At 56.7% G+C, this 12,153-nt stretch carries 16 protein-coding genes; 10 read left to right on the top strand and 6 right to left on the bottom strand.

Annotated features, from left to right (window positions below; all coding sequences use genetic code 11):
• The first annotated feature begins 8 nt into the window (after nucleotides 1-8).
• The 8 genes from A6V37_RS08070 (at nucleotide 9) to A6V37_RS08035 (ending at nucleotide 5,432) form a co-directional block, all read left to right on the top strand.
• Nucleotides 9-611 carry an HAD domain-containing protein gene (locus tag A6V37_RS08070; protein ID WP_082902578.1) on the top strand — a complete coding sequence of 201 codons (603 nt, stop codon included), beginning with the start codon at nucleotides 9-11 and terminating at the stop codon, nucleotides 609-611.
• Nucleotides 612-960: 349 nt separating this feature from the next.
• Nucleotides 961-1,347, top strand: a complete 387-nt coding sequence (locus A6V37_RS40510; RefSeq protein ID WP_131799812.1) for a hypothetical protein — start codon at nucleotides 961-963, stop codon at nucleotides 1,345-1,347.
• Between the two features lie 24 nt (nucleotides 1,348-1,371).
• Nucleotides 1,372-1,653, top strand: coding sequence for a hypothetical protein (locus A6V37_RS08060; RefSeq protein WP_064265636.1), 282 nt, complete (start codon nucleotides 1,372-1,374; stop codon nucleotides 1,651-1,653).
• 73 nt (nucleotides 1,654-1,726) lie between these two features.
• The gene (locus A6V37_RS08055; protein ID WP_064265663.1) at nucleotides 1,727-2,158 is read left to right on the top strand and encodes a DUF6088 family protein; all 432 of its coding nucleotides are present in this window, start codon (nucleotides 1,727-1,729) and stop codon (nucleotides 2,156-2,158) included.
• The gene (locus A6V37_RS08050; protein ID WP_064265635.1) at nucleotides 2,155-2,442 is read left to right on the top strand and encodes a hypothetical protein; all 288 of its coding nucleotides are present in this window, start codon (nucleotides 2,155-2,157) and stop codon (nucleotides 2,440-2,442) included. Before A6V37_RS08055 ends, A6V37_RS08050 begins: the two co-directional genes overlap by 4 nt.
• Nucleotides 2,435-3,436, top strand: coding sequence for a hypothetical protein (locus tag A6V37_RS08045; protein ID WP_064265634.1), 1,002 nt, complete (start codon nucleotides 2,435-2,437; stop codon nucleotides 3,434-3,436). Before A6V37_RS08050 ends, A6V37_RS08045 begins: the two co-directional genes overlap by 8 nt.
• 23 nt (nucleotides 3,437-3,459) lie before the next feature.
• Nucleotides 3,460-4,041 carry a DUF2442 domain-containing protein gene (locus A6V37_RS42110; RefSeq protein WP_242665718.1) on the top strand — a complete coding sequence of 194 codons (582 nt, stop codon included), beginning with the start codon at nucleotides 3,460-3,462 and terminating at the stop codon, nucleotides 4,039-4,041.
• Between the two features lie 431 nt (nucleotides 4,042-4,472).
• A complete protein-coding gene (locus tag A6V37_RS08035; RefSeq protein WP_242665717.1) occupies nucleotides 4,473-5,432 on the top strand; it encodes a phospholipase D-like domain-containing protein in 960 nt (319 codons plus the stop codon).
• 39 nt (nucleotides 5,433-5,471) lie between these two features.
• Here A6V37_RS08035 and A6V37_RS08030 read toward each other — a convergent pair whose 3' ends face one another.
• A complete protein-coding gene (locus A6V37_RS08030; RefSeq protein WP_207547568.1) occupies nucleotides 5,472-6,935 on the bottom strand; it encodes a restriction endonuclease in 1,464 nt (487 codons plus the stop codon).
• 327 nt (nucleotides 6,936-7,262) lie between these two features.
• Here A6V37_RS08030 and A6V37_RS08025 point away from each other — a divergent pair, with 327 nt between their 5' ends.
• Nucleotides 7,263-8,201, top strand: a complete 939-nt coding sequence (locus A6V37_RS08025) for a GIY-YIG nuclease family protein (RefSeq protein WP_165614394.1) — start codon at nucleotides 7,263-7,265, stop codon at nucleotides 8,199-8,201.
• A 44-nt stretch (nucleotides 8,202-8,245) separates the two neighbouring features.
• Here A6V37_RS08025 and A6V37_RS08020 read toward each other — a convergent pair whose 3' ends face one another.
• Nucleotides 8,246-8,662: a hypothetical protein gene (locus tag A6V37_RS08020; protein WP_064265631.1), complete on the bottom strand. Its 417-nt coding sequence runs from the start codon at nucleotides 8,660-8,662 to the stop codon at nucleotides 8,246-8,248.
• 532 nt (nucleotides 8,663-9,194) lie between these two features.
• Here A6V37_RS08020 and A6V37_RS08015 point away from each other — a divergent pair.
• Nucleotides 9,195-9,527, top strand: a complete 333-nt coding sequence (locus A6V37_RS08015) for a hypothetical protein (RefSeq protein WP_064265660.1) — start codon at nucleotides 9,195-9,197, stop codon at nucleotides 9,525-9,527.
• Between the two features lie 379 nt (nucleotides 9,528-9,906).
• Here A6V37_RS08015 and A6V37_RS42105 read toward each other — a convergent pair whose 3' ends face one another.
• The 4 genes from A6V37_RS42105 to merR form a co-directional block, all read right to left on the bottom strand.
• Nucleotides 9,907-10,182 (bottom strand): hypothetical protein, encoded by a 276-nt coding sequence (locus A6V37_RS42105; RefSeq protein ID WP_075643432.1) that lies wholly within the window; start codon nucleotides 10,180-10,182, stop codon nucleotides 9,907-9,909.
• 213 nt (nucleotides 10,183-10,395) lie between these two features.
• Complete coding sequence (locus tag A6V37_RS08010; RefSeq protein WP_064265630.1) at nucleotides 10,396-11,124, bottom strand: cytochrome c biogenesis CcdA family protein; 729 nt, start codon at nucleotides 11,122-11,124, stop codon at nucleotides 10,396-10,398.
• Nucleotides 11,124-11,510: a thioredoxin family protein gene (locus A6V37_RS08005; protein ID WP_064265629.1), complete on the bottom strand. Its 387-nt coding sequence runs from the start codon at nucleotides 11,508-11,510 to the stop codon at nucleotides 11,124-11,126. Before A6V37_RS08005 ends, A6V37_RS08010 begins: the two co-directional genes overlap by 1 nt.
• Nucleotides 11,511-11,698: 188 nt before the next feature.
• Complete coding sequence (gene merR / locus A6V37_RS08000; RefSeq protein ID WP_064265628.1) at nucleotides 11,699-12,109, bottom strand: Hg(II)-responsive transcriptional regulator; 411 nt, start codon at nucleotides 12,107-12,109, stop codon at nucleotides 11,699-11,701.
• Nucleotides 12,110-12,153 lie beyond the last annotated feature (44 nt).

The following is a 12,153-nucleotide window of genomic DNA, read 5'->3' as shown; positions in this document are numbered from 1 at the left end:
AGACTTAGATGATGGACAACGAAATGCGTTCGGGTATTGCTGATGCGCCTCAAAAACTGAGCAGCAATGCGGGCGTCTTGTATCTCGATTTCGACAATTGTCTTCACTCATCCGACGCTTATGTAACTGCAGTAGGCATTGCGCCCAGCGACCCTTCGGCATCTTTCTTTGAGTTTGCCGCCGTGCTCGAAAATCTGCTTGCCCCGTATCCTGAATTGCAAATTGTTTTGTCAACAAGCTGGGTGGAAGCAATAGGCTTCGAAGCGGCGCTCAATAGCCTGCCACTTGCTTCACTTCGAGCACGAGTGATTGGCTCGACCTTCAATCCCGAAGAGGCATCTGTAGCCGCGTGGCGAAGCACACCTCGGGGGCAGCAGGTTCGCCGACATGTAAAAAGGTATGGAATCAAAAAGTGGTTGGCACTTGATGACATGCGTGAGGGCTTCGAAGGCGTCGAGGGACATTTGGTGCATTGCCAGCCGGGCGTGGGCCTTGGCGACAAAGAAGTCCAAAAGCTGTTCGCCGAACGCCTGGCCGCTATGTTCGGCACTGCTGGATTGCTGTCCGAGTCTCGAACGTCCGCAGCATCCGCCGATGGTGGTCGGACATGAGACGGACCCGCAAGGAGTCTCTTAGGGTGGGCAGAGAGACCGACCGAACACTTGAATTTGCCCTTGCGGATGTCTCAAAGGATTTTCGGCGCCGCTTCCTAAGACACTGCAGGCAGTATCGACGTGAGTTCTGCCAGCAAGCTACCAACCACTTCAAGCGACGCATTAAAAAGCTGTTCTGCAAATCCTTCCTGGACACGTTGTTTCGTGCATCTACCAGGAAGTCAGCGAGGCAGCGCAATGCCTTGGCTTTCATCCTTGCCGCGGCATCGGTACCGCGCGATTTGCGGCTTTCGGGCGTAGCTGCCGAGCTAGCGCGACCACGACCACGACCGCGAAAGAGAACGAGATGAACGAGCAGAACGACAGCCGTCCGCGGCTTGCCAACAGTGCGGCGTATCTGCGGGACGCGCACGACTCTGGATTGTCAGCACATTCGCGATTCAGATGCACCTTCGAGTCCATCTATTCCTGCTGCTGCGAGCTGGCCGAGTGGCATGGAATGGGCTTGGACGGACTGACGCATCCGAGTGTTGATGTGGTCGACGCTGGCTTGACGGCATTACACGCGTCGTCGTCGGAACGCGAGGTCGTAGAACAGCTGACTGAGTGGGCCAACAGCACATCGCCTTTTGTGCCATCGATATCGATGGATGACGCTTGTCGTCTTGCGGAGCAAATTAACACAGCGACAATTTCGTTCTTCGCTCGTCGCGGGCCAGCATCAGCTAGCTGAAGTTTAGGGAGGAAACCTCGCATCATGACGATAGCCGAATTGATGGAGTTTTTGCGCAACGCCGACCCAAGTGCCGCGGTTATGCTTGTGCCGCCTGGCGATAGGGAACAGTACGCCGAGGAGGTCAGATTTATCTCGTCGAGCAGTGTCGGTTGGACTCGAGAAAGCGGTATAGACAAAGGGCGGCCATATGAATTTCTATACCCCGGTGCTCCTCATCGTGACCTTCGCGCCGGTTGCGAACAGGTCACCTACGAGAGCGTCTCGGTCGTGCTGCTCAAGGCAGTCGAAGCGACTGTGCTGTAGGCACTGGTATGCAGACCGTTGCCAATCATCGGCGCACTGGCCAGTCAACGATATGGGCTGGGAGCAGCTCGCCATGAAACTCGAAGACCGCGTGATTCGTTCAATTACCCGCAGGAAAGGCGTCGTGATTCTCCGTTCGGAGCTTGCCACCCTCGGAAGTCCGGCGCAACTCAGCCGAGTGTTATCCAATCTGGTCAGGACCAAGAGGCTGGTGCGAGTCGGCGTGGGAATTTACACCAAAACGCGGCTCAATAAATTTACGCGCGTGCTTGCGCCGGCCGCTACGTTCGAGGAAATAGCAGCGGAAGTTTTTCGCAAGTTAGAAATTGACATCGCTCATGGCAGGCTGGCCCGCGATTACAACGCCGGCAAGACCACCCAGGTGCCAGTGCTTGCAGTGGTCGATACGGGGCGTCGCCGTATTACGCGCCGAATTTCTCTGGGGAGCAGGTTTATCACCTACGAGCGAAGCGGCGCGCATCGGTGTAAGGAACAGCAACCATGAAGGTACGAGACATTCTGCGTCGCTTGCAGGAAGCAGACCCCGACGCGGTCGTCCTCTACCTGGCGCCGTACGCCGACGACAGCGACGCGGAAGAAGTCCTCGACGTGGTTCTTGTGAGCGACATGTGGACAGGCGAGCGTCACCGGTCCGCCGACGGAAGTTTTTCGGAGGTGCACCATCCCGCCGTGCGGGGCCTTACTTTAGGGTGGAACCAAACGACCGACGAGCAATGGCTCGAACGCGTAGTCATCCTGTCATCAGTTCAGCGAGCTCCCCATGGCTAAAAGTGGCTGGGATATCGCCATGGGTCGTATTGACGCCGAGTTCGATATTGCTCAGTTTTTGGCATCATCGCTTGTGCGCAGAATCGCCGCGAACGGTTTCCGACTACCGGCTGCGGACCGCAGCAAGTTCCAGAAGTTACCGGACGAGGTGATTGCTCGCATAGAGCAAATCGTTCGAGAAGCTTACCTCGATGCCGGCGAGGATGTCGGCGGCGAAATTCTGCGGGAGCACTATTGGCAGCAAGCCTTGGTCGCTCGGCGCGAGATGGTTGCAAACGGGGAACTGCTGACACCGACTGAATTCAAAAAGCGCATCGGTTTAAGCGAAAAGCGCCTGGCGCGGCTAGTAGAAGATGGGAGCGTCTTTGGCGTCGACGTCGATGAGACTGAATACTTCCCGGCGTTATTGGCCGACCCGCTGCTGAATCGCAAGCGGTTGCAGATAATTTGCAGAACTATTGTTCCTGCCGAACCGATGGGCCGACTTGGTTTCCTCTCATCGCCGCGAGGTAGCTTGGGGGGGCGCCGTCCCGTTGAGATGCTCGACGACGACGTTGATTTCAAATCGGTCAAACGGATAGCCGCGGCGTGGGCAGCAGAGTGGTCGCGCACCATCGTTAAAATGTATAAGGGTGAGCACCAACGCGAGCCGAGCGATGTTGAACCGCTATACACAGCGATGGCGGATATTGACCCGCGGAGACCATTGTGGGAGCGCGCTTCAGAAGCGCTTCACTCGCACGGATACGAGTGGCCATTGGGCCCGTATCCGGGGGCTCGGATATTTACGCTTTTCGTTGAGCAACAAGCGGTTGGGGATTCCACGCCAATACCCGAAGCTTGCGTGCAAATTCTTGTCGTCGGCGAGCGCATTCGAATCCGAATAGTCGCTGCCGCGGGCACTGCGCTCAGCTCGCAAACAATCGCTGCTGGCAAGCACAAGACGTTTGTTGACATAGCGAAGCAAGTCGTCGCTTATCTGCTCAAGCACTGACCTTCGGCTGTGAGCCTGAGAAAATGATAGACCCCAACCCACCAATAGCAATCAAAGTAACCGTGAATGACAAGGACTTCACCGTCTCGTTGAGGGACGGACGCATATTTCGGATTCCATTGCGATGGTTTCCCCGATTGCTAACAGCGACGCCCGACCAGCGAAACGATGTTCGGGTCTCTGCGTCCGGCGCAGAGCTGCATTGGGACCAACTTCACGAGGACATCCGCGTCAGCGGACTAATGCGTGACTACGAACCGCTTCTTCTTGAGGAGACGTTGAGTTCACAGGTTCCCAACGACTTTCCTTGGGACACGACACCCGCATCACTCGCCGGCGCACAGCCCAAGCTCGCCGGGCGGAAAATTGCAGGACGGTTTGTGGTCGGTCTCACGGCGCCAGAACGCTATCAGCGATGGGAGGTATGCGAGGACCTCGCGCAGCAGTCGATGCCAAAGGCACTCAAAGACGCGGCGAAGTTTCCCCAAAATTCGCGTGACGTGACGCTGCGGCGCATCAGACGGGCCATTGAAGGCAAAGGGTGGACCAGTGTAGTCGAAACGGACTGGCTCATGGCACGGCTGCGTGTCTTGCTTAATTGGTAGCAGATAACTGCACTCGATATCATGGAGTCCGATATATATGTTCACTATCCCAGGACAGCAATGATATTGTGCAAATTGTCCAGGAGGTCTTCGTGTTGCTTCGAACAGGCATATCTCGAGGCTAGCCGTCACAGTGAACGGGTCGCGCGTAATACAATCGAAGCTTCGAACATACACGCCGGCCCGACTATCCTATGTCATATACCCAACGCACCCTTAGTGCGAAATGTCCAGGCTGCAAACACCCGTTTCACTACACCGAAGTGACTCATATTGGGGGTATCAATGATGATGGGTTCTGGGAAGTAGAGTGTTCAAAGTGCAAACAGCTATTCTCGGTTGACCTGGTTAATCCGTCCGAATCTTACTCAGAATATGGATGGCAGGTCCGAGAGTGGCACGATTACGCTCGTGAAGGTGCGGCGTCACCCGTGGCGACGGAAATCGTCGAGCACAATATTCCTCGAACGAAGACAAATTGGGAATTCGACTGCGACGCAGTTCCTTTATATATTTGCAGTGCGACCGGTGCCGCACTCGATGCAGCTGCTTACAGCAGCCTGAAGGCCGCGGCTGGACAGGTTGATAGAGCGTGGCGCAGCGCTTCAGATTATCTTCTCTCGGGAGGTGACGGGGGACGCGACCATGTGCTGGTGTGCGTTGATGTGCCCTGCGAGTGCGGACGGTCACATAAGGCCACGTTCTATGCGCCGAAGCGCCTTGGTGCCGACTTTACCCCTCTTCATGAGAGGTGCTTGTTGGGTGACATTCGAAATACGCGCCTCGAAGGTCGCTTGAATGGTCTGTTCAGCAAAACCGAAATCATGCAATTTCTGGAGAAGCTGGTAATTCGGTGGCACCTGACTGCCGATAGAATTCTTATTGCGGCGCCGTTCGTTGGCCATCAATACATGAAGACCGAGGACAAGCGAAGGATTTGGGATTGGCTGATTCGCAATCTCGACACAAAAAAGTCGACGCTCCTGACCCGGAAGGCGACATACACGTCTTTCAAGAAAACTCTCGAAGCGGAAGGTCTCGATTACGACGAATTGCAGGGATACGGTCTCGAGGACAAGTTAATCAGCGGCGGTGTCACGAAGCAGGACTTCCATGCCAAGTTCTACGCTGGACTATCTGACGGAGCGACGGAAGTTCTTAGTGGTTCGGCTAACCTTCTGCGCGGTCCATCTATCGAAAACATCTCGTTTGCGACTATGACTCAAGCCGATTTTACGGCGCGATACCTTGAAAAACTGAAGGTGGCAATTCCTACCGCTGCAAGTCGACGTCTTCCTTACGAAATCGTTAAGTCGGAGGGCGGGAGTTGGATTTGCACGTCTTTGGATGCCGGACGCGCGCCGTGGCTCGCAGATGAAAGCGCCAAGTAGTCTGGCGGCTTGCCCGTCAACACGTACCCGCACCGGGAATTAGCCTTCCGACATTGCGGAGACTTCAACGCTCCGGCGAACTTCCGACAGGTCAAGGAATATTAGCCCGTTGCGACCTGGATAGCTCACGATGGCGTGTTCGTTCCAAAGGACCACCGCGCGCGGACCATTCGGTGCAACGCCTAAAAATATCTTGTCTAGAGTCCGGTCGTCGACCCTATCGAGAATGGCCAGTTCGCAGTTGTTGCGATTCACGGAGAGGACAAGGTCTTCGGAAAAAGCCTGAGACATTGGGTCTGCCCACTGCGACTTTTCGTTGTGCCCATTACGGGGAACGGAGATATTCCGGACGAGGCAGTAGGTGGCCGCATCTATCACTCGGATGCCGAGCATCGATTGGAACATGCCGACATAAAGATGATTGGACCGTTCGTCAAAACTAATACAAGCGGGGATGGCGTCGTCGCTACGGCCATCGACCACGTCAGCAAGATATACCTGAGCCACATACGAGCGCGATGTGAAGTCGTAGGCTGCCAGGAAGCAATTCCCGCCCGGATATTGCTGACCATCGAGAGCGCCGCCTCTTTGAAGGCCCAAGTACAAAATGTCGCTGGCAGGATGCTTCGCGAGTGCCATGCAACCTCGGCCTGAACCGGGATAGGGTACTTCGTCTAACGAATATGTGGCGCTGTCAATCACATAGAAGTTGGGAACCCGGTTGCTCGCAAAGTAAACGGTTCGCTCATCGTGCGACGCCGCAAGCTCGCCCTCACCACCACCCGGCAGAATGAGCCGCTTAACGATGGCTTGTGTTGCAATGTCGATGACCAGGACGAACTCTGAAAAAACTTGGCCGACAAACAGCCGCCCATCAGCTATCGCCATGCTTCCTGGTGGGTAATTCAAAATTTTGCGGCTCGTCTCCTCGCTGCGGACCTCATATCTGTCAAGCTCAATCGTCTCTACAATCGCCTTGGTCCACGGGTCGATGAACGTGATGGTGCCTGAGCGCCAGTTTGCGGTGATGAGCTGGTCTCTGTAGACAAGTAGCTGCTGTGGTTCCGACAAGGTCGGGAACTGATAGATTGGCGCTTCGCCTTCCACTTCAATGTATGTCAATGCAGCTGACGCACTGGCACGAGCTGTACGCTCGAACTCTTCGAGCGACGTCACTAACGTAATATTCGTTCCGCGAGCTGCATCTTGCGCCCCGGGTTGAAACCCGGCTTCGCTGACGATGATTCCGCGGTCAGCGCCGAGGTCATCCACGATGCTTTTCAGCGCCAGAATCTTTTCCTTTGGTACCCGTTTGGCCCATAGTTTGCATTCGACGACCCAAGTGCACGGGATGCTCTGCTGCGAGAAGGTGACATATACGTCGATATCATGCCGGGCCCTGACGCCGTCTGCCGTGTAGTCGACTTCCGCAGTGAACCCGAGCCGGCGAAACGCTGCCGCTGTCTGTTCCTGATATTGTCGCCAGTCTGCGTATTCCACCATCTCTGACCTCGCCTCATGCGGCTCTATTGAAGCTGCTATGAATTCGTCTCTGTCGCGCCAGCACGACAACCTCTGGCAGCACTCTAACCCATCTGTACGCTCCCCACCTTGTGGGGGCGCTTGCGGTTGGCGAAGAGCTTTGCTCAAGCCTGACGGGATGGTTGAACGTAAGCAGTTTTATGCGGACCGCTTAAGACGAGAAGGAGTAGTCGAAAAATGGCTGCTCTGCGCGCATCAACTACTTCAATCACACGGTTGCACTCCGCGCCGGTAGACTTCAGGGAAGCTGGCGTCGTCACTCGTCGCTCACTGGACTGCAACCGCCCCTTGGCGCCTCTCATTGTGATTCGACCAAAAACTATCCAGATTTATCTTCCAGAAGGTGTGCCGGACGGCATCCGTGTTGCCGAATTCACGATGCATCTTGTCAAGGTCACGCAGGTGCCGCGACGGCGTCTCGCTGCCTACGTCGCGATGCCTGAAAGCGCCAACGAAGGATGCGTTGTCTACCTGCTCGTCGGGGAGGACGAAGATGGGCGGGAGCAGCTTTACGTCGGACAGACAGCGAACATCGTAAAGCGGCTCGACCAGCATCTTCAGAAAGAGTTCTGGGACCATGCACTCATCATCTCGTCGAAGACGGATAACCTGACACATTCCCACACATACTACATTGAGGAGCGATGCATCCAAGAAGCCCAAACGGCACGGAGGTTCGTCTTGGAAAACGGGAACGCAGGTCAGAGGACCGTTCTGAGGCCGGGACAGCAGGCAGATTGCGACGACGTTCTTGAGGTCGCCAAGACGTTACTGGCCGTGCTCGGATACTCGATATTCGATGTCGCCGACATAGCTTCTGCTGTGTCATCGAACAGGGAGCCATTACTTTCACCGGACGAGCCCCGCTTCTACTTCTCCCGTGACTTGCTCAAGGCCGAGGCTATCTACACGGGCGCGGGTTTGAGGGTTCTCAAGGGGGCGACCGCGGTCTCGGTGGTGAGTGATGCGTTTAGTCGGCACAACTATAATCGGCTACGCACGTCACTTATCGACAAAGGGGTGCTCGCGCCGCAGGGTGACGTTCTTGTTTTCACACAAGACTACGTGTTCGACTCGGCGAGCGCACCACTCGCTGTCATCCGTGGGCAGGCCTCGAGCGGCCCGAAGCTCTGGATGACGGCAGAGGGCAGGACGCTCAAATCATTCGAAGAAGAGCAGGTGAAGGAGGCGGTCACCGCGTCGCCTCAAGACGAGGCCGAAATCTGACGGCTCATGTGTCGAGCACGCTGCGCGACTGCCCTTTTAAGTCGTTACTCGGCAGGGTCGAAGAAGCTTGCGATGCTAGCGTAGTTGACTGCGTCCAACTCTGCGCAGCCCAACTTCTTCAACGCGGTGAAATGTCGGTCGTTCAGCCACTTGTCGGCACCGGTGTCCCGCAAAATTAGACGGCAAGCTCGCACATCCTCCTTGCTCGCAAACAACTGCCCGATGAACGTGTCTCCGTCAAGTATGCCCGCCTCGGCCGCCGCAGCGAGGCTGTCCATCGCCCAGGCCAAGCCAGGATTACCCGGCATTGTTAGCAGCGCCGACAGCTGGATTGGCGTCAGCGTCTTGTCGCGATGATGCCAGCCTCCGAATTCGATACATGCGTCGGCCACTTTTCGTCCCTCCTCGGTCTCGAACATCAGCTGGGATGGTTGCGGTAGGTACGCGTTGACGACTGCCATCTGCTTCCTCAATATTGATTGTTAGATTTTGGCGAATCGAGCGACTCGCTGATGGCAATTACGGCATCAGGCGTCAGGTTCTTTAGACGCGTAGGTCTATGTTCGACTGTTGTCATCGCGGACCACCACGGCACGGTTCAACCCAGCGCGGCGGGAAATCGCACCGATGGGGCTCAACACCAATTGACTCCATGAAAACAGCTTTTGCGATGAGGTACGCAAAGTGATTCGGCGAGTCGAGGCCGATTTTGCGCTGCAGTTCAACGAATTGCGGTCCGGTGGTCGCTCGCTCGAGGCGCAGACGTGCACCCCTAGCCAACTTCAGCTTCTGTGTCCGTATCAATCGACGAGAAGTCAGGTGTCTCATTTCCGGCCGTCTCCAAGAGCAAGTTCGATGCTTTGTCATGGAAACGCTGCTTGACCCGCTGGAGCGAACGAAGGCAGTATCAGAGACGCTGCGCATTGCCATACCGACGAACTGGCAGTGGGCATGTACCTGCCGGAACCCAACTCCATCGGTGAGGAGACGTCCATGATAGAGGTGACGAATACGTACGACCTGCAGCCAGGCGTGAATCTGGACTCTTACGCCGAATGGGCCAGGAAGGCGGCGGAAACGATTGTGCAGCAGCCAGGTCTGGTCGAACTTCGTGCGAACCGGAATATGCTCGGCGCCCCGCAGATTCGAACGACCGCCTGCTGGAGGTCTACAATCGACTGGGCGACGTTCGCAGACGGGCCATGGCGCGCGCTGGAGCAGGAATTACGGACCTTCGCGACCAATTTCAAGGTTGAGATGTGGGGACCGTCGCCGCTCCTGCAGACGCCACTCCGTCCGGACCCAACCGGCGGTGCTGGTGCATGAGCAGACCCACGCGCGTCGTCAGCATCGGAACCGGTCGCGACAGTCCGTTCGAACGAGCTATTTTTCTGGTCGTCTGGCTCACCTGACCCAGATGCTCGCGTGCTGTGCTCACGAATTGCAGTCGGTCAGACACCGACTGCTTTCGTCAGAGGCGCGGTAACCGTCATGCGCCACGGGACTGTGCGACGTGCGAATTGCACACTGCTTATGGTTCTCATCGCTCCTCAGTCGCCGCCATGGCAGAGAAGAGGACGTCGAACTCAGAACCAAAACATTGGACGTACTTCAGTTCGCGCCGGCGCCGCGACGATATAGCCTGATGCGTTCCTGTTTGGAGCGTCGCCAATTCATTTGCAGTGCTTCGGGCGCATCGTTGCGTTCAATAACTGTCAACAAGCGTGACCGGCATGACGGCGTGCTCTGCGGCCAACTTCCGCCTGTTGGCAGTCTGCGGGAATACGCACCAACTGCCGTCATCGTGCCTGAAGAAGAACAATGCGCGCGCTCCGGCTGGTGACGACGTCTCAACGCACACGTAGCGTCGCCCGTTCCATCCGGCGCTACTGAATCTGGTCACATGAACAGGTGTCGCGGGAGCCGGTGCGAGCCACTTTTCGACCTGACAACGCGGGGACTGTCCGCTCGTGTTTTTCATGTTCCGCTCCAGCAGTTTTCCCGTTCAGGTAACGGGACGGCTTCGCACCATTCATCTCCTTAACGCCGCAGACACCCACATTGTTGACCAAGGGGTTGTGAGTTCTGAAACCGAATATTTCGAGTTAAGTGAGCTTTAGAAAATTTCCCGGAGGTGGACGGCCGAGGGCATGGTCTGGTTTGTACCCTGACTATCGAATCCGCACGTGGCTTCTCAAAGCGACGTTGTGAAGTCCGTTAGCCACGCGGGGCTTGCAGACAGCAGCGCCGTCTCCAGCGTCTTGTCCAGCCCCGTAAGGACGAGCAGGCCAAAGGCTATAAACACCGCTCCGAGGATGGTTGTCCCTGCCGTTCCCACTAGGCCAAGTCGGCGTCGCAGCTTCTGCGTCGAGGTCCGGGAAAGGGAACCGAGAATCGCAAGCGGTAGACCGGCTCCGATGCCAAATATGCCCATCAACAGCGCGATACTCCCGAGACTCCTGCTTTGCGAGGCGAGTGTGGTTGCCGCGCCCAATGTGGGGCCGACGCAGGGACTCCAGACTGCTCCCAGAATCAGTCCGACCGCGAACTGGCCCGACAGGCTGTCGCCTCGTATCTTGCTCAACCAGTTCTGACCCGGGTCACCGATTCCGGAGACCGCGCGGTTGAAAATGGCCTGCAATCGATGGGAAAACATCGCGAGCCCAAACAAAATCATCAGCACGGCGGCCACGCGACGGAAGAGTTCACTATCCACACCCAGCGACGCGCCGACGCTGGCCACGAAAATCCCGATGGCCGCGAACGACACGCCTAATCCAGCTGAGAGTGCAACGACCCCCAGCCGATGTGCCGCCAATGCAGACGCAACGAGTACGGGAACAAGGGCGAGCACACACGGTGACAACGTCGTCAGGGCCCCGGCCAGGAACCCGAGCACGTACGTACCCGGCGTGAAATCCATTACAGGGCTTTGGCGAACGTGTTTTTGATGTCCTGTTCGCGCGTCTGCCCCGTAGAGCGCGCAACCTCGTGGCCACCCTTGAAAACAACGAACGTTGACTGCTGGGTCACTTTCAAGGTCCGCTTAAGGGCAACTTCCTTGTCGTAGTCGGCCACGAAAATGGTCACGTCTTTCATTTCCGGGCTGGTGGCGAGTCGGGCCACGATGGGTTGTTGGACCTTGCAGGTGGGGCACCAGGTCGCGTGGAAGTAGACGACGGCTGGCTTCCCGTCGGCGTTCAGCCTGTCGAACTGCGCCTGGTTGAACGGCTGCTCCCCGGCGAAAGCGGCACTGACGACCAGTAACAAGCTCGTCGCGAGCAGATATCGGAAAAAAACGTTCAGCATTACAGTCTACCCAGAGATAAGCACAGCCCTATTGTTAGACGCTCGAGAGACGAAATGATTGCGCCTCTCGCGTCGCGGTTACCGGTAAAGCGCAGTTGGCCTGCTGACCGCCTGACTCGTCACGCTGGTTAGCCCTGTCCCGGTTGTGTCGGTGGTGTGCGCTACCGGCACGCCTCGCACTAACGCGTTCACTGGGGCAGCTCTCCGCCGTTCATGAGCGTATCGATGAGTGGGCACGAAATCTTGCCTTTCGACGTCGAGCAGCGTTGTACCAGCTTCGCCAATGCGTCTTCCAACATAGACAAATCCTGTATGCGCTGACGTACGTCGGCAAGCTTATGTTCGGCGATTGCGCGCGCTGAGTTGCACGTCTGACCGTCGTGCAGGGATAACAGCGCCTCTACCTCATCCAGCGAAAACCCAAGCAACTGGGACCGCTTGATAAAGAGAAGCCTCGTCAGTACGGCTGTCGGGTATCGTCGAATGCCACCTGCGGGGCGGGGTGGCGTTGGCAGTAACCCGCGACGATGGTAGTACCTCACTGTTTCGACGTTGACTTCTGCCGCTTCAGCCAGTTGTCCGATGGTCATTTCCTGCATGGTGCGCTTGACTCCGTACTTAGGTACGCACCTAGACTAGACTC

Origin of the sequence: Paraburkholderia ginsengiterrae, from assembly GCF_001645125.1 — a bacterium.
Classification (GTDB): Bacteria; Pseudomonadota; Gammaproteobacteria; order Burkholderiales; family Burkholderiaceae; genus Paraburkholderia; species Paraburkholderia ginsengiterrae.
The sequence above is the reverse complement of the archived record's forward strand: the minus strand, read 5'-3'. Positions and strand labels throughout refer to the sequence as shown.

What these genes read in the sequence shown, in the direction of transcription:
- A6V37_RS08015 (WP_064265660.1), top strand. Translation starts at nt 9,195, where the DNA reads ATGATAGAGGTGACGAATACGTACGACCTGCAGCCAGGCGTGAATCTG.
- A6V37_RS42110 (WP_242665718.1), top strand. Translation starts at nt 3,460, where the DNA reads ATGATAGACCCCAACCCACCAATAGCAATCAAAGTAACCGTGAATGAC.
- A6V37_RS08055 (WP_064265663.1), top strand. Translation starts at nt 1,727, where the DNA reads ATGAAACTCGAAGACCGCGTGATTCGTTCAATTACCCGCAGGAAAGGC.
- A6V37_RS08060 (WP_064265636.1), top strand. Translation starts at nt 1,372, where the DNA reads ATGACGATAGCCGAATTGATGGAGTTTTTGCGCAACGCCGACCCAAGT.
- A6V37_RS08020 (WP_064265631.1), bottom strand. Translation starts at nt 8,662, where the DNA reads ATGGCAGTCGTCAACGCGTACCTACCGCAACCATCCCAGCTGATGTTC.
- A6V37_RS08045 (WP_064265634.1), top strand. Translation starts at nt 2,435, where the DNA reads ATGGCTAAAAGTGGCTGGGATATCGCCATGGGTCGTATTGACGCCGAG.
- merR (WP_064265628.1), bottom strand. Translation starts at nt 12,109, where the DNA reads ATGCAGGAAATGACCATCGGACAACTGGCTGAAGCGGCAGAAGTCAAC.
- A6V37_RS08005 (WP_064265629.1), bottom strand. Translation starts at nt 11,510, where the DNA reads ATGCTGAACGTTTTTTTCCGATATCTGCTCGCGACGAGCTTGTTACTG.
- A6V37_RS08070 (WP_082902578.1), top strand. Translation starts at nt 9, where the DNA reads ATGATGGACAACGAAATGCGTTCGGGTATTGCTGATGCGCCTCAAAAA.
- A6V37_RS08030 (WP_207547568.1), bottom strand. Translation starts at nt 6,935, where the DNA reads ATGGTGGAATACGCAGACTGGCGACAATATCAGGAACAGACAGCGGCA.
- A6V37_RS40510 (WP_131799812.1), top strand. Translation starts at nt 961, where the DNA reads ATGAACGAGCAGAACGACAGCCGTCCGCGGCTTGCCAACAGTGCGGCG.
- A6V37_RS08010 (WP_064265630.1), bottom strand. Translation starts at nt 11,124, where the DNA reads ATGGATTTCACGCCGGGTACGTACGTGCTCGGGTTCCTGGCCGGGGCC.
- A6V37_RS42105 (WP_075643432.1), bottom strand. Translation starts at nt 10,182, where the DNA reads ATGAAAAACACGAGCGGACAGTCCCCGCGTTGTCAGGTCGAAAAGTGG.
- A6V37_RS08050 (WP_064265635.1), top strand. Translation starts at nt 2,155, where the DNA reads ATGAAGGTACGAGACATTCTGCGTCGCTTGCAGGAAGCAGACCCCGAC.